The organism is Micromonospora sp. NBC_01405, from assembly GCF_045040155.1.
Classification (GTDB): domain Bacteria; phylum Actinomycetota; class Actinomycetes; order Mycobacteriales; family Micromonosporaceae; genus Micromonospora.
The window spans coordinates 981007-996581 of sequence record NZ_CP109532.1 but is presented as its reverse complement, the minus strand read 5'-3'; the positions used below and the strand labels follow the sequence as shown (position 1 = coordinate 996581).

The following is a 15575-nucleotide window of genomic DNA, read 5'->3' as shown; positions in this document are numbered from 1 at the left end:
GAGCAAGTAGCACGCAATCTGCTGCATGTTCCAGCAGATTGCCCAGAGGGAGGGGACGATCTGCGTGCTGGATGATCTCGATCACCGACTGATCTCAGAGTTGCGCCACGACAGCCGCGCTCCGGTCGCCGTCCTGGCCCGGGTCCTCGGTGTGAACCGATCGACGGTGACAACCAGAATCGAGCGGCTCCGCGACTCCGGGGTGATCGAGGCGTTCACGGTTCGATTGAGCAACGACGTCGACCGGGACGCCATCCGGGGCGTCACGATGGTCAGGATCGAACCGAACCGTGGCCAGGACGTGGTGCGGGCGGTGCGGGGCTACCCCGAGGTCGAGACGCTGTTCTCCACGATCGGGGCCTGGGACCTGGTCCTACAGCTGCGCGCCGCCTCACTGTCGGAGTTCGATCTCGCACTGGAGAGAATCCGTGGACTCGCGGGGGTCCTGGACACGCAGACGAGCCTGCTGTTCAACTCGCTGACGGGTGGCCCCTCAGCCGATGGGGCGGACCGCCCGGCGGCGACCACCGCGGGCGTGGTCAGCCGCGTAGGCGCAGGCCGCGGGGAGTCGCCCGGAAGCCGGCGGCGGTGAGCGCCTCGCTCAGCGGGGACGAGCCCACCGCCTCCCCGTCGGCCCGCTCCACCGAGATCGCCCCGAGCGCGCCGGAGCGCACCGCGTCGGCCAGCGCCTTGCCGGCCGCCGAGAGGGCGTCGGGGTCGTCGGCGAAGGAGAGGATCGTCCGGCCGCCGCGCTCGACGTAGAGCAGCAGGTCGCCGCCGACCAGCACGACCAGCGCGCCCGCCTTGCGGCCGGCCCGGTGCCCGGTGGCCGGGGCCGCCCCGTCGCCGGAGTCGACCACGCGCTCGGGCCAGGTCAGCGCCGCGCCGTACGGGTTGGCGGGGTCGGTGGCGGCCAGCACCAGGGCGGGTTCGCTCCGGCCCCGGCCAGGCCCGGCCGGGTCGGCGAGGGCGCGGATCCGCTCCACCGCCCCGGGCACCGCGAACTGGGCCGCGCCCAGCCCCTCCACGAAGTACCCCCGCCGGGCCGCGCCGCGCTCCTCCAACGCCGACAGCACCGGGTACACGGCGGCGAAGCCGCCGGTGACCTGCTCGGCGACGACCGCGCCCCGGGTCACCACGCCGTGCCGCTCCAGCAGCACGTCGGCCAGGGCGGCGGCCCGTCGGGTGGGGTCCAGGTCCCGTTCCGGCAGCCGGGACCAGCGGCCGGCGACGGTGGGCGGGCCGGTGCGGCTGGGCAGCGCGACCCGGCCGGGGCGGCGGTACCGGGTGCGCGGGGCGGTCGGCCGGGACCGGTGCGCCCCGCCGCCGCCGAGCGCCGCCCGCAGCGGGGCGAGGGTGTCGTTGGTGAGGTGCCCGGCCCACACCAGGTCCCAGAGCGCGGCGGTCAGCGCCGCGTCGTCGGTGGACTCCACCCGGTCGGACAGCGACCGGAAGAACAGCGCCTGCCCGTCGGCGAGCGCGTCCAGCACGGCGTCGTGCAGCGGGGTACGGGTCAACGCGTCGTCGGGCGGGGGGAGCAGCAGCGGCGCGGAGTCGGCGTAGGCCAGGGTGACCCAGCCGTCGCCGCCGGAGATCGTCCCGGCCCCGGCCCAGACCACCTCGCCGCTGGCGCACAGCTCGTCGAGCTGGGCGGGGGAGTAGTCGGCGACCCGGGCGGGCAGCACCAGGCGTTCCAGCGCGGACGCCGGCACCGCCGCGCCCTGCAACTGCTCGACGGCGGCGGCCAGCGCCTCCACCCCCCGCGCCGACGCCCCGACCTGCTGCCAGCGGGGCAGGAACGCGGCGAGGGCCCGGGGCGGCACCGGCTCGATCTCCCGGCGCAGCGCGGCCAGGGACCGGCGGCGCAGCAGCCGCAGCACCTCGGCGTCGCACCACTGGGTGCCCACGCTGTCCGGGGCGAACTCGCCGGACACCACCCGCCCGGTCGCGGCGAGCCGGCGCAGCGCCTGCTCCACCACGAACACCCCGAGCCCGAACCGGGCCGCGCAGGTGGCGGCGGCGAACGGGCCGTGGGTGCGGGCGTACCGGGCGACGAGGTCGCCGAGCGGGTCCGTCACCGGGGCGAGGTGCGCCTCGGCCACCCCGACCGGCAGCGCCACGCCCAGCGCGTCGCGCAGCCGGGCGGCGTCCTCGACGATCACCCAACGGTCCTCGCCGGCGATGCGCAACCGCAGCACCCGGCGGGCCGCCGCCAGCCCGGTGAGCCAGTCGACCGGGGCGCCGCGTTCGGCCAGCTCCGCCTCGGACAGGTCGCCGAGGGTGCGTAGCAGCTCGATGGCGTCCTCGGCGTCGCGGGGGCGGCGCTGCTCGGTGCGCCAGCGCAACTGCCGCTCGGTCTCGGCGAGCACCGCCGGGTCGAGCAGTTCGCGCAGGTCGACCCGGCCGAGCAGCTCGCCGAGCAGCGCCGAGTCCAGCGCCAGGGCGGCGGCCCGCCGCTCGGCGAGGGGGGCGTCGCCCTCGTAGAGGAACGCGCCGACGTACCCGAAAAGAAGCGACCGGGCGAACGGCGACGGCTGGGTCGTCTCCACCTCCACCAGGCGGACCTTGCGGGCGGCCAGGTCGCGCATCAGCCCGGCCAGCGCCGGCTGGTCGAAGACGTCCTGGAGGCACTCCCGGGCGGCCTCCAGGGTGACCGGGAAGTCGGCGTACTCGCGGGCCACGTCGAGGAGCTGGGCGGCGCGCTGGCGCTGCTGCCACAGCGGCTGCCGGCGGCGCGGGTCGCGGCGGGGCAGCAGCAGCGACCGGGCCGCGCACTCGCGGAACCGCGACGCGAACAGCGCGGACGTGCCGACCGACTCCTCGACGAGCTGGGTGATCTCGTCGGGCTCGAAGACCACCACGTCGGCCCCGGGCGGCTCCTCGGCGGTGTCCGGCAGCCGCACCACGATCCCGTCGTCGGACGGCATGACCTGGGCGTCGACGCCGTACCGCTCGGCCAGCCGGCGGCCGATCGCCAGCGCCCAGGGGCCGTTGACCCGGGCCCCGAGCACCGAGTGCACGGCGAGCTGCCAGTCGCCCAGCTCGTCGCGGAACCGCTCGACCAGCACCGTCCGGTCGTCCGGCAGGGACCGGGTGGCGGCCTGCTGCTCCCGCAGGTACGCCATCAGGTTGCCGGCGGCCCAGTCGTCCAGCCCTCCGGCGCGCAGCGCGGCCACGGCCGCCTCGTCGCCGTGGCGCAGCAGGGCGCGCACCCGGGCGCCGATGGCCCGGCCCAGCTCCACGGGGCGGCCGAGCTGGTCGCCCTTCCAGAACGGCATCCGCGCGGCCTGGCCGGGGGCGGGCGACACCAGCACCCGGTCGGGGGTGATCTCCTCGATCCGCCACGAGGACGAGCCGAGCAGGAACACGTCGCCGATGCGCGACTCGTAGACCATCTCCTCGTCCAGCTCGCCCACCCGGGCGGCCCGCTCCGCGCCGGCGAGGAAGACCCCGAACAGGCCCCGGTCGGGGATGGTGCCGCCGCTGGTGACGGCGAGCCGCTGCGCGCCGGGCCGGCCGGTGAGCACGTCGGCGGCCCGGTCCCAGACCAGCCTGGGCCGCAGCTCCGCGAACGCGGTCGACGGGTACCGGCCGGAGAGCATGTCCAGCACGGCGTGCAGCGCGGAGTCGGGCAGCTCGGCGAAGGGCGCGGCCCGGCGGACCAGGACGGCCAGGTCGCCGACCCGCCACGGCTCCAGCGCGACCATCGCGACGATCTGCTGGGCCAGCACGTCGAGGGGGTTGCGCGGGTGGTGCAGCTCCTCGATCGCGCCGTCGGCCATCCGCCCGGCGACCACCGCGCAGGACAGGAGGTCGCCCCGGTGCTTCGGGAAGACCACGCCCCGGGAGACCGCGCCGACCTGGTGCCCGGCCCGGCCGACGCGTTGCAGGCCGGCGGCGACGCTGGGCGGGGCCTCGATCTGCACCACCAGGTCGACCGCGCCCATGTCGATGCCCAGCTCCAGGCTGGAGGTGGCCACCACGGCGGGGAGCTGGCCGGACTTGAGCGCCTCCTCGATGTGCTTGCGCTCCTCCCGGGAGACGCTGCCGTGGTGGGCGCGGGCGATCACCGGGGCCGCCCCGGCCGCCGCGCCGGACTGGGCCATCACCTCGGCGGGCGGCCGGCCGGTGGGGGCGGGTCCGGCGGGGGCGGCTGCGGCGGCGGCGGGTCCGGCTGCGGCGGCGGACAGCTCCTCGGCGGCCAGCTCGTTGAGCCGGGCGCAGAGCCGCTCGGCGCTGCGCCGGGAGTTGGTGAAGACGATCGTCGAGCGGTGCGCCCGGACGAGGGAGAAGACCCGCTCCTCCACGGCCGGCCAGATCGAGGCCCGGCGCGGGCCGGGGCCGCCGAGGTCGTCGGGGGGCTGTTCCCGCTCGTCGAGGCGGGTCATGTCCTCCACCGGGACCTGGACGCTCACCTCGATGGTCTTGGCGCTGGGCGGCTGCACCACGTCGACCGGGCGGGCCCCGCCGAGGAACCGGGCGCAGGCGTCGACCGGCCGGACGGTGGCGGACAGGCCGATCCGCTGGGCGGGGGCGGGCAGCAGCTCGTCGAGGCGCTCCAGGGAGAGCGCGAGGTGTGCGCCGCGCTTGGACCCGGCGACCGCGTGCACCTCGTCGACGATGACCGTCTGCACGCCGCGCAGCGAGTCCCGCGCGGCGGAGGTGAGCAGCAGGAACAGCGACTCGGGGGTGGTGATGAGGATGTCCGGTGGGGTGCGGGCGAAGGCCCGCCGCTCGTCGGCGGGGGTGTCTCCGGTGCGCATCCCCACGGTGATCTCCGGCGGGGCCACGCCCAGCCGGGTGGCGGCCTGCCGGATGCCGGCGAGGGGGGCGCGCAGGTTGCGTTCGACGTCGACGGCGAGCGCCTTGAGCGGGCTGACGTAGAGCACCCGGCAGCGCTGCCGGGCCTCGGCCGGTGGCGGTGACCCGGCGAGCCGGTCCAGCGACCAGAGGAACGCCGCGAGGGTCTTGCCGGAGCCGGTGGGCGCGACGACCAGGGCGTTTCGGCCCGCCGCCACGGAACGCCAGGCGCCGACCTGGGCGGCGGTGGGCGCGGCGAAGGCAGCGGCGAACCATTCCCGGGTCGCCGGGCCGAAGCCCGCGAGCACCCGTTGCGCCTCCGCCGCGCCGAAGCCGGCCGTCACCTCCGCCACGCCCCCATCCTGCCCCGGAGGTGGGACATCCATCCCGGCCCGGAGAGCCAGCCCACGCCCGCCCGGTCCGGGTGGGCTGCCCGACTGTGGCGAAATGCCCGCAGAAGGTGCGGTTTCCTCCGTTAAGTCTTACTTAACTGCTTGCTTGTGAGCCGCAACCTAAAGTAACTTCACTCACAACGCTAGGGGTGAGGAGAGCGGATGGCTGTCGAGGAACGAGGTGCCGGGTTCGGCGCCGACGTGCTCATTCGCAAGGTCGACAGCCATCTTGCCGCACTCCGCGCCGGCCTGCACGGCCCCGAGCTGAAGCTGGCCGAGCAGCTCGCGAGCTGCCTGCGGGAGCTGGTCCGGCAGACCGCCCAGTCCAGCGCGGCCGACCGGGGGCAGGTCCGCGTCGCCGTGCACTACTTCGTCCTGCGCCGGGAGAGCCGTGGACGGCTGCTTCCCGTGCGGTCCCTCGCCGCCGCCCAGCGCGTGGTCAACAAGGTCGTGCTCCAGCTCGGCCGCCCCGACCTGCTGGTGGAGACCCGCCGCGACCCGCTGTCGGAGGACGGCCCCCGCCTGCGGTTCGAGACCCGCCCCGAGCACCGACCGCACGACTGTGCGAACCGGTGAACTCTTCGGAAGGGCTCAGTGTGTGGCGGCGTCGGTGAGGATCGTTTCGAGCCTTGTCCGGCATTCGGTGACGAAGGCGGGCCAGGTGTCCCAGTAGTAGGAGATTCCGCTGATGCCAACGGCAATGGCCCATGCCCGAGCACGTGCCCAGGTGAGATCGTCGAGGTTCGCGGCGTTCCAGTAGGCCTGTCGCGCTGGCTGCGGCAGGTCCCAGATGGTGGCGTGCTCGGCAGCGGGGAAGCCGACGGAGAGACCCCCAAAATCGATGACGGCGTGCAGCCGGCCCTTCGCCACCAGGAGGTTGGCGGGCCTGAGGTCCCCGTGGAGCCATACGTGAGGGCCCGACGGCTCAGGCAGCCTGATCGCGGCACGCCAAAGCTCTTCCAACGTTTCGACATCGAGTCCGGTGTCAATGGTGGTCCGGCATTCCTCGAAACCGGTGCTGATCCACTCGTCGCAGGCATTCAGGCTGCCTCCGCGGTACCAGCTCAGTTCACCAGCGCGAGCTGCACCCATGAGGTCGATGTTGTGCAGCTCGTGGACGAACGTCGCCAGCTCGGTTCCGAAAGCGGCCCAGTCCCGGACGGTGTTCGGCTCAACTTCGGCCCCGTCGATCCAGCGGTAGATCGACCAGGGCAACGGGAACTCGGGGGCCGGCGTGCCGGCGGCGACCGGCTCCGGGATCCGATACGTCAGAAGTGGCCCCAGCCGTGGGAGCCACGTCCGTTCCTTGTTCAGGGCCCGAGCCTTGTCGGCTGTTCGCGGAAGCCGGACGAGTAGATCGTTTCCCAGCCGATACATGGTGTTGTCCGTGCCGGCACCTGCCGGCGACAGTGGCAGCGAAGCCCAGTCGGGGTGCTGAATCTGCAGAAGTGACCTGACGACTTCCTCGTCGACCGGGATCTCGTTCTCGTGAAGCTTCACGCCACCGATCCTTCCGTCGGAGGAAACACAAGGCCAGCCAATTCTCGGTGGGGTCGTCTGGTCTCAGCCGGGGTACGCGCCCAGGGCCTCGGCAAAGTCGTGAGGGTCTCCGGCTTGGCAGGTCCCAGGGGATACGTGCGCTACCGACATTGTCGGCCCCTGCCGGGTCGGTCTTCGCCGGATTGGTCTTCGCCGGATCGGCCCTGTCGGCGAGCCGGTCGAGGATGGTGTGCGCGGCCGGGGTGTGCGCCGTCGGGTCGGTCCACCCACCGTCGGGTCGGTCCACCCACCGTCGGCCCGGTCCACCCTCTGTCGGGTCGGTCCAGTCCACCCTCTGTCGGCCCCTTTGGAGCTGCCCCGTTTGTGCTACCGATGGAGCGGGCGCGTAAACGGGGCAGCTCCAAAGGGGCCGACAGGCAGGTCCCCGACTGGATGCCGGGAGGCAATCGGCCGGCCGCCTCCCGGACCGCCCGATGCGCGGCGCGGGGTGGCATGGGGGCGGCAGGGGGCGGCGACCTCCCGGGCATTCGCGGGAGCGGAGACAGAGACAGCGCAGGACCGGCGAGACCGTGGCCCTGGCCCTGGCCCTGGCCCTGGCCCTGGCCAGGATCTCGGATCATCCTCAAGGAGCGGAACAGGAATCCCGGAGGGTGGATGAACTTCGGGCGGGAATCGGCGCCCCGCGACTTTGCCGGGGCCCTGGGTACGCGCCCCCTCCGCGAGGTGATCCGCCCACCGGGTCGGCGAACCCGCCGGCCGTCCCGCGCCGGCCACGGAACAGGCCCCCGACGGATGCCGAGGGCCTGCGGGTCGAGCGGGGTCAGCCGACGCGCTTCGCCAGGTCGACGAGGCCGCGCCACGCGGCCGGCGAGAAGGAGAGGGTTCCGCCGTCGCGGTCCTTCGTGTCACGGACGAGGACGACGCCGGGCAGGTTGTCGGCGACCTCGACGCAGTCGCCGCCGTTGCCGCCGCTCCTGGTGCTCTTGCGCCACTGCGCGCCGGTCATGTCCATGCTGCTGCCGCCTCCCTCAAGAGGTCCAGGGACTGCGACCGAGACAGGGCCTCGCCCCGGATGCGTTCCCACCGTCGTTCGAGCGTAGCAAGCTGGGACGCCTGATCGATGATGTGCGCCTGGGCCTGGCTGTCCACGTGTGCCACCCGCGTCCCGCCGGGAAGCTCGGCGATCGTGAATGGGCCGTCGAGCCCCGGGTAGGTCGGGGCGTCGCGGGGAACGATGTGCAGTTGGACGGTGGGAAGCTCCGCGCAGGTCACCAGGTGGGCGAGCTGGGCCGTCATGGTCGCCCGCCCGCCGGCCGCCGCCCGTCGGATCACCTGCTCGTCGATGACAAAGACGGTCAGCGGCGCGTCGTCGCAGGTGAGGATCGCCTGCCGGTTGATACGGGCCACGACCAGGTCGTCGACCTCGGCCGGCGGAAGCGGCTGCCCGTGGAACGTGGCGCGCGCGTACGCCTCGGTCTGCAACAGGCCGGGAACCCACGCGAGCTGGAAGGCCCGCAGCGCGACCGCCGCGCGCTCGATGTCGACCCACGGCCGGAACCACACCGGTTCGCGGCGCAGGGCATCCGGCCACAGCTCGGCAACGTCCTTTCCGAGTATCTTCGCAATTTCGGCACGGTGCCGGGTCTGCGGAATGCGCCCCGGATTGGCCCAGCGGGCGACGGTCTTCGGGTGAATCCCAATGCGACCCGCCAAGCTTTCGGAGGTCTCGCACGCCTCCGCGAGGGCCGCGACGAACGCATGATTCATACCTGAGTCCCTTCAAGAGCAAACAGAACGTCCGAAAGAAATCATCTAACGCTGTGTGATTGCTCCACAACCCTCGGCAGGCTGTCATCAGGACGGCGTGGGTTGGCAGGCGAGGAGTGCGCCCCGGCCCGCGTTCGTCGAGGGGGTCGCCCGGTCCTTCCGACCCACCCGAGCGGGTGGCCCCCTCTCCAATCTCCACGGACAGGGGAATCACCGTGCCGAACCGAGCAGGGACGTCACCCCGGAAGACCGTGGTGAGCGCCCGACCGATCCAACCGGGCGACGTGCTGCGCCTGACCCGCGCCGCGAGCCCGCAGTTCGTCAAGCCGATCACCGTGCGGGTCATCCGCGAGATGAAGAACCAGCACACGTACCACGGCTGGACGTGGATCGAGGCGTACGAGCTGAATGCCGCAGGCGACGCGGTCGCCAAGCGCGAGCTGTTCGTGCTGCGCGAAGGGCTGCGCCGGCTCGCCGCGCCCCCGCGGCAGGCCACGCCGGTCCGGGGCGCGAGCCCCACCCGGGCGTCCTGATGCCCCGCCCGCACCTGCCGATGCGGCCCGCCTGGCTGTGCCGGGTCTGCGCCGCGCAGTGGCCCTGCCCGGCGGCGCAGCTCGACCTGCCCACCGAGTTCCACGGCCACACCGTCGCGCTCGCCTTCTACCTGGCCGCCATGATGCACGACGCCATGGACGACATGTACCGGCTCGGCGGCCGTCCCGACCCCGCCGCGATGCACACCCGATTCCTCGGCTGGCTGTCCCCGACCCGCCCACGCCGAACCGAACACCACTGACCGCCCGTCGCCGCCACCTTCTGCCCGCCAACGTGCCTTGAATTCCGGCAAAACCGCCCATAGGGCTGCGAACTGGCGTCTGATCGCTCATAGGCGCTTCCCTCGGCGCGCACGGCTGCCACCTCGACCGGGAGCGCGGGTGCTCGTACTGCTGATCCTCCACCTCGTGGCGGCGCTCGTCGCGCCGCTGCTGGTCCGGTGGTGGGGGCCGCGGGCCTGCTATCCGCTGGCGCTCGCGCCGGCCGCCGCGTTCGGCTGGGCGCTGGCCCGCACGCCCGCGGTGCGCGACGGCGGCGCGGTGGTCGAGACGTACCCCTGGGTGCCGCAGCTACGGCTGGAGCTGGCGTTCCGGATGACCACCCTGTCCTGGCTGATGACCCTGCTGGTCGGCGGCGTGGGAGCGCTGGTGCTGGTCTACAGCGCCCGGTACTTCTCCGCCGGGTCGCGGGGACTGGCCCGGTTCGCCGCCGTGCTGGTGGCCTTCGCGGGCGCGATGCTCGCCCTGGTGCTCTCCGACGACCTGCTGCTGCTCTACGTCTGCTGGGAGCTGACCACGATCTTCTCGTACCTGCTGATCGGACACAGCACCGAGCGGCGGTCCAGCCGTTGGGCCGCCGCCCAGGCGCTCATGGTGACCACCCTCGGCGGGCTGGCCATGCTGGTCGGGTTCCTGATGCTCGGCCGGCACGCCGACGGGTACCGCTTGTCCGCCATCGCGGCGGCCGACCTGCCGCACGGTGGCTACCTGGCCACGGCCGTGCTGCTGGTGCTGGCCGGGGCGCTGAGCAAGTCGGCGGTGCTGCCGTTCAGCTCCTGGCTGCCTGCGGCGATGGCCGCGCCCACGCCGGTCAGCGCGTACCTGCACGCGGCGGCGATGGTGAAGGCCGGCGTCTACCTGCTCGGGCTGCTCGCCCCGGTGCTCGCGGCGGCCGGCCCGTGGCGTCCCGTGGTGGTCACCGCCGGGCTGCTCACCATGCTGGCCGGCGGGTGGGCGGCGCTGCGCCAGACCGACCTGAAGCTGCTGCTGGCGTACGGCACGGTCAGCCAGCTCGGCCTGCTCACCGTGGTCCTCGGGGCGGGCACCCCGCAGGCCGCGCTGGCCGGCACGGCCATGCTGCTCGCCCACGCGCTGTTCAAGGCGGCGCTCTTCCTCGTCGTCGGCGCGATCGACCACACCACCGGCACCCGGGACCTGCGGGAGCTGTCCGGGCTGCGCCGGCACGCCCCCCTGCTGGCCACGGTCGGGACGCTCGCCGCGGCCTCGATGGCCGGGGTGCCCCCGCTGGTCGGCTTCGTCGCCAAGGAGGCGGTGCTCGCGGCGTTCACCGACCATCCGCTGGTCCTCGCCGGGCTGGTCGCCGGGACCGTGCTGACCGTCGCCTACAGCGCCCGCTTCGTCTGGGGCGCGTTCGCCGACCGGCCGCCCGTCGCGCCCGTCGAGCCGGATCGGGTCCCCGTCGCCATGCTGGGGCCGCCGGCCCTGCTGGCCGTCGCCGGGCTCGTCGTCGGGCTGCTCGCCGGCCCGCTGGGCCGCCTGCTGCGCCCGTACGCCGAGCTGCTCGGCCCGGTCGACGAGGGCCTCGCGCTGTGGCACGGGCCGACCGCCGCGCTCGGCCTCTCCGCCCTGGCACTCGGCGGCGGCGCGGTGCTGTTCGCGCTGCGCGGCCCGCTCGCCCCCGTGGTGCAGCGGGTCCGCGCGCCGGTGGACGGCGCCCGGGGGTACGAGTGGCTGACCCACCAGTTCGACCGGCTCGCCATCGAGGTCACCAGCGTCACCCAGCGCGGGTCCCTGCCCCAGTACCTCGGCACCATCCTGATCGTCCTGGTGGTCGTGCCCGGCGGGGCGATGTTGGCCGCGCGCCCCTGGCGGCAGGGGATCGTCTTCTGGGAAAACCCGTTGCAACTGATGGTGGGGCTGGTCATCGTGGTGGCCGCGTTGGTGGCCGTCGGCGCCCGCCGCCGGCTCACCGCGATGTTGCTGGTCGGGGTCACCGGCTACGGCATCGCGATGCTGTTCGTCCTGCACGGCGCGCCGGACCTGGCGCTGACCCAGTTCCTGGTGGAGAGCTCCACCATCGCGGTCTTCGTGCTGGTGCTGCGCCGGCTGCCCGAGCGGTTCTCCGCCCGTCCGCTGCGCCGCAGTCGCTGGGTACGCCGCTCGATCGGCGTGGCCGTCGGCGTGGTGCTCGGCGGGTTCTCCCTGGTCGCGGCCGGGGCCCGGACCGCGCCGCCGATCTCGCTGGCCTTCCCGGACCTGGCGGTCGCCGCCGGGTACGGGCGCAACGTCGTCAACGTGACCCTGGTCGACATCCGGGCCTGGGACACCATGGGCGAGATCTCGGTGCTGGTGGTGGCCGCGACCGGGGTGGCCAGCCTGATCTTCGAGCGCTCCCGGACCGGTCCCCGCCCGCGCCGCCCCCGACGCCCCGAGGTGCCCCGCCACCCGGGGCTGCAGCGGCCGGTCTGGCTGCGCGGCGGGCCGACCCTGCGGGAGCACCGCCGATCGATCGTCTTCGAGGTGGTCACCCGGCTGCTCTTCCACACCATCGTGCTGTTCTCCCTGTTCCTGCTCTTCTCCGGCCACAACGCGCCGGGCGGCGGCTTCTCCGGCGGCCTGGTGGCCGGCCTCGCCCTGGTCGTGCGCTACCTGGCCGGCGGCCGGTACGAGCTGGCCGAGGCGGCCCCGGTCTCCGCGGGCACGATTCTCGGCACGGGCCTGGCCGTGTCGGTCGGCACCGGCGTGGCCGCCCTCGTCGCCGGCCGGTCCGTGCTGGAGAGCGTGAAGATCGACCTCGCGCTGCCCGGCGTCGGAGACCTCCACGTCGTCTCGTCGCTCCTCTTCGACGTCGGCGTCTATCTGATCGTGGTCGGCCTGATGCTGGACATCCTGCGCAGCCTCGGCGCGGAGATCGACCGGCACATCGAGGCGGCCGGCCAGCGCGAGCGCGGGCTGGTCGTCGACCCGAAGGGGAAGCTGCGGTGAACGGAACCGGGACGACCATGGTGCTGGTGGTGGTCGTCGGCGTGCTCGCCGGCACCGGCGTCACCCTGCTGCTGGAGCGCAGCCTGACCCGCATCCTGCTCGGCGTCATCCTGCTCGGCAACGGGGTGAACCTGCTGGTCCTGCTCGGTGGCCGGTCCGGTGCGGCCCCGGTGGTCGGCACCGGCCCGGTCGACCGGATGAGCGACCCGTTGACGCAGGCGATGGTGCTCACCGCCATCGTGATCACCTTCGGGCTCACCGCGTTCCTGCTCGCGGTCGCGTACCGCAGCTGGTACCTACAGGGCAACGACGAGGTGCAGGACGACCTGGAGGACCGCCAGGTCGCCGAGTTGGCCGCCCGCAACGAACTGCCCGCGCCCGACCTCGGGGGCGAGGGGCCGGACAGCGACCCGGAGCAGGTCGCCCCGGAGCCGCACCTGCGCCGCCTGCGGCGGACGGAGGAGTCGTGACCGTTCACCAGGCGCTCGTGCCGCTGCCGGTGGTGGTGCCCCTGCTGGGCGCCGCGCTCACCCTGCTGCTGACCAACCGGCCCCGGCTGCAACGTGACGTCAGCGTGATCGGGTTGAGCACCAGCCTGGTGGTCGCCGTGGTGCTGCTGGTCGAGGCGTACCGGCACGGGCCGGTGGTGGTGCGGATCGGCGGATGGCCCCCGCCGGTGGGGATCGTGCTGGTGGCCGACCAGCTCGCCGCGCTGATGGTGGTGGTCTCCTTGGCGGTGACGCTGTGCGTGCTGCTCTACTCGATCGGCCAGGGGCAGGGGGAGACCGGCGAGTCGGCCCCGTTGACCATCTACCACCCCACCTACCTGGTGCTCACCGCCGGCGTGACCAACGCCTTCCTCGCCGGCGACCTGTTCAACCTCTTCGTCGGCTTCGAGATCCTGCTGGCCGCGAGCTTCGTGCTGATCACGCTCGGCGGCACGGAGGTCCGGATCCGGACCGGGTCGATGTACGTGGTGGTCAGCATCCTGTCCTCGATGATCTTCCTGGCCGGGGTGGGCCTGGTGTACGCGGCCACCGGCACCCTCAACATGGCCCAGCTCGCCCAGCGGCTCGACGCGCTGCCGGACAACGTACGGCTATGCCTCCAGCTCATGCTGCTGCTGGCGTTCGGGATCAAGGCGGCGGTGTTCCCGCTGTCGGCCTGGCTGCCGGACAGCTACCCGACCGCGCCCGCGCCGGTCACCGCGGTCTTCGCCGGCCTGCTCACCAAGGTCGGCGTGTACGCGATCATCCGCACCGAGACCCTGCTCTTCCCCGGTGGCCAGGTCTCCGGGCTGCTGATGGTGGTGGCCGGGCTGTCCATGGTGGTCGGCATCCTCGGCGCGGTCGCCCAGTCGGACATCAAGCGGATCTTCTCGTTCACGCTGGTCAGCCACATCGGCTACATGATCTTCGGGGTGGCGCTGAGCACCGTCGCCGGGCTGGCCGGGGCGATCTTCTACGTGGCGCACCACATCACCATCCAGACCACCCTGTTCCTGGTCGCCGGGCTGGTCGAGGAGCGGGCCGGCAGCACCGACCTGCGCCGGCTCGGCGGGCTGGCCCGGGTCGCCCCACTGGTCGCGGTGCTCTTCTTCGTGCCCGCGATGAACCTCGCCGGCATCCCGCCGTTCTCCGGGTTCCTCGGCAAGCTGGGCCTGCTCCAGGCCGGGGTGGCGGTCGGCGGCCCGCTGCCCTGGGTGCTGGTCGCCGCCGGCACCGCCACCAGCCTGGTCACCCTCTACGCCGCGTCCAGGGTGTGGAGCATCGCGTTCTGGCGGGAACCCCAGCTGGCCACCACCGAGCCGACGGTCCGGCTGCCCGCCCTGATGGTCGGCGCCACCGCCGCCCTGGTGGTGCTGGGGCTGGGGTTCACCGTCGCCGCCGGTCCGCTGTTCGGGGTCAGCACCGACGCGGCCACCGACCTGCGGGCCCGCACCCCGTACGTGCGGGCCGTGCTGCCCGGCGGCGTGCCGTGACCGGCGCCCGGCGCCCGGCCGCCTCCGGCGACCCGCGGCCCGCGGGCGGCCCGGACGGCCCGAACGGCCCGAACGGCCCGAACGGCCCGGACGGGCCGGACCGGCGGGGCGGGCGGGACGGGGCGGACGGGCTGGTGGCCCGGGGCCGGCGCCGGGCCGCGCGGTGGCGGGACCGGCTGACGGCCCTCGCCTGGATGGTCGGGGTCTGGAACCTGCTCTGGGGCCGGCCCTCCTGGGGCAACCTGCTGGGCGGGCTGCTGGTCGGCGTGGCCGTGCTGGTGTTCTTCCCGCTGCCGCCGGTCACCTTCGGCGGCCGGCTGCGCCCCTGGGCGCTGCTCGTGCTGGCGGGCCGGTTCGTCACGGAACTGGTCGGCGCCAGCATCCACGTGGCCCTCGTCGCCGTGCGGCCCGGCTACCTGCCCCGGGGCGCCATCATCGCGGTACGCCTACGGGTGCGCACCGACCTGAACCTGGCGCTGACCGCCGAGGCGATCTCGCTGGTCCCCGGCACCCTGATCATCGAGGTCGACCGGGAACGCGGCCTGCTCTACGTGCACGTGCTCGACGTACACGGCCCGGCGGACCTGACCGACAGCCGGGAGCGGGTCCTCGCCACCGAGGCCAGGATCGTCCGCGCGATCGGTTCCGCCGCCGAACTCCGCCTGCTGGACACCCCTGCCCCGGACGTGCCCGCCCCGGCCGTCGCAGATCCCGACCGTCCCACCGACAGGGGGCCAGACCAGTGACCTTGCTGCTCGCCGCCGTGCTCACCGTGCTCTTCTCGGTGACCGCGCTGCTCGCGCTGACCCGGCTGTACCGCGGGCCCTCGCTGCTGGACCGCGTGGTCGCGGCCGACGTGCTGCTCAACACGATGGCCGGCGCGGTCGGGGCGGAGGCGGCGGTCAACCGGCACGCCACCACCCTGCCGGTGCTCGTGGTGCTGTCCCTGCTCGGCTTCGTCGGTGCGGTGGCCGTGGTCCGCTTCGCCGTCCGGGAGGAGTCGTGAGCGCGGGCGTGGTCGCCGACTGGCTGGGCGCGGCCTGCCTGGTCGCCGGCGGACTGCTCAGCCTCGCCGCCGGGATCGGCGTGCTGCGCTTCCCGGACGTGCTCGACCGGATGCACGCGGCCACCAAGCCACAGGTGCTCGGCGTGCTGCTGCTGCTCGTCGGGGTGGCGTTGCGGCTGCGCACGGCGTCCGACATCGGCATGATCGTCCTGGTCGCGGTCTTCCAGTTGGCCACCGCGCCGGTCGCCGCCCAGATGGTCGGCCGGGCCGCGTACCGCTCGGGCCGGGTCGACCGCTCCCTGCTCGACGTCGACGAACTCGCCGAGGAGCGGTGAGGGCGTCCCTCAGCG

General features: G+C 73.8%; 14 protein-coding genes. 10 read left to right on the top strand and 4 right to left on the bottom strand.

The window, feature by feature from the left end:
- The first annotated feature begins 25 nt into the window (after positions 1 to 25).
- Positions 26 to 592, top strand: a complete 567-nt coding sequence (locus OG559_RS03605; protein WP_405112382.1) for an Lrp/AsnC family transcriptional regulator — start codon at positions 26 to 28, stop codon at positions 590 to 592.
- On the opposite strand, the gene OG559_RS03600 is transcribed toward OG559_RS03605, so the two are convergent.
- Positions 540 to 5186, bottom strand: coding sequence for an ATP-dependent helicase (locus tag OG559_RS03600; RefSeq protein WP_405112379.1), 4647 nt, complete (start codon positions 5184 to 5186; stop codon positions 540 to 542). The two genes, OG559_RS03605 and OG559_RS03600, sit on opposite strands and share 53 nt — an antisense overlap.
- 168 nt (positions 5187 to 5354) lie before the next feature.
- Here OG559_RS03600 and OG559_RS03595 point away from each other — a divergent pair, with 168 nt between their 5' ends.
- Positions 5355 to 5768 carry a hypothetical protein gene (locus OG559_RS03595; protein WP_405112376.1) on the top strand — a complete coding sequence of 138 codons (414 nt, stop codon included), beginning with the start codon at positions 5355 to 5357 and terminating at the stop codon, positions 5766 to 5768.
- Positions 5769 to 5783: 15 nt separating this feature from the next.
- On the opposite strand, the gene OG559_RS03590 is transcribed toward OG559_RS03595, so the two are convergent.
- From OG559_RS03590 to OG559_RS03580, 3 genes are all read right to left on the bottom strand, one after another.
- Entirely contained in the window at positions 5784 to 6692 is a 909-nt protein-coding gene (locus OG559_RS03590) for an aminoglycoside phosphotransferase family protein (RefSeq protein ID WP_405112373.1), read from the bottom strand.
- 820 nt (positions 6693 to 7512) lie between these two features.
- Positions 7513 to 7698, bottom strand: coding sequence for a DUF397 domain-containing protein (locus tag OG559_RS03585; protein ID WP_405116351.1), 186 nt, complete (start codon positions 7696 to 7698; stop codon positions 7513 to 7515).
- Complete coding sequence (locus OG559_RS03580) at positions 7695 to 8459, bottom strand: Scr1 family TA system antitoxin-like transcriptional regulator (RefSeq protein ID WP_405112370.1); 765 nt, start codon at positions 8457 to 8459, stop codon at positions 7695 to 7697. The genes OG559_RS03585 and OG559_RS03580 overlap by 4 nt, the downstream gene beginning before the upstream one ends.
- Positions 8460 to 8713: 254 nt before the next feature.
- Between OG559_RS03580 and OG559_RS03575 the strand changes: the two genes are divergently transcribed.
- From OG559_RS03575 to mnhG, 8 genes are all read left to right on the top strand, one after another.
- Positions 8714 to 8992: a hypothetical protein gene (locus OG559_RS03575; protein WP_405112367.1), complete on the top strand. Its 279-nt coding sequence runs from the start codon at positions 8714 to 8716 to the stop codon at positions 8990 to 8992.
- The gene (locus tag OG559_RS03570) at positions 8992 to 9255 is read left to right on the top strand and encodes a hypothetical protein (protein WP_405112365.1); all 264 of its coding nucleotides are present in this window, start codon (positions 8992 to 8994) and stop codon (positions 9253 to 9255) included. Before OG559_RS03575 ends, OG559_RS03570 begins: the two co-directional genes overlap by 1 nt.
- Before the next feature lie 139 nt (positions 9256 to 9394).
- Positions 9395 to 12238: a Na+/H+ antiporter subunit A gene (locus OG559_RS03565; protein ID WP_405112362.1), complete on the top strand. Its 2844-nt coding sequence runs from the start codon at positions 9395 to 9397 to the stop codon at positions 12236 to 12238.
- Positions 12239 to 12255: 17 nt separating this feature from the next.
- A complete protein-coding gene (locus OG559_RS03560) occupies positions 12256 to 12708 on the top strand; it encodes a Na(+)/H(+) antiporter subunit C (RefSeq protein WP_405116348.1) in 453 nt (150 codons plus the stop codon).
- Positions 12705 to 14219, top strand: coding sequence for a Na+/H+ antiporter subunit D (locus OG559_RS03555; protein WP_405112359.1), 1515 nt, complete (start codon positions 12705 to 12707; stop codon positions 14217 to 14219). The genes OG559_RS03560 and OG559_RS03555 overlap by 4 nt, the downstream gene beginning before the upstream one ends.
- Entirely contained in the window at positions 14216 to 14965 is a 750-nt protein-coding gene (locus OG559_RS03550) for a Na+/H+ antiporter subunit E (RefSeq protein ID WP_405112357.1), read from the top strand. The genes OG559_RS03555 and OG559_RS03550 overlap by 4 nt, the downstream gene beginning before the upstream one ends.
- Positions 14962 to 15225, top strand: a complete 264-nt coding sequence (locus tag OG559_RS03545) for a monovalent cation/H+ antiporter complex subunit F (RefSeq protein WP_350885291.1) — start codon at positions 14962 to 14964, stop codon at positions 15223 to 15225. The genes OG559_RS03550 and OG559_RS03545 overlap by 4 nt, the downstream gene beginning before the upstream one ends.
- Positions 15222 to 15560 (top strand): monovalent cation/H(+) antiporter subunit G, encoded by a 339-nt coding sequence (mnhG, locus tag OG559_RS03540; protein WP_396673395.1) that lies wholly within the window; start codon positions 15222 to 15224, stop codon positions 15558 to 15560. Before OG559_RS03545 ends, mnhG begins: the two co-directional genes overlap by 4 nt.
- Positions 15561 to 15575: the final 15 nt, after the last annotated feature.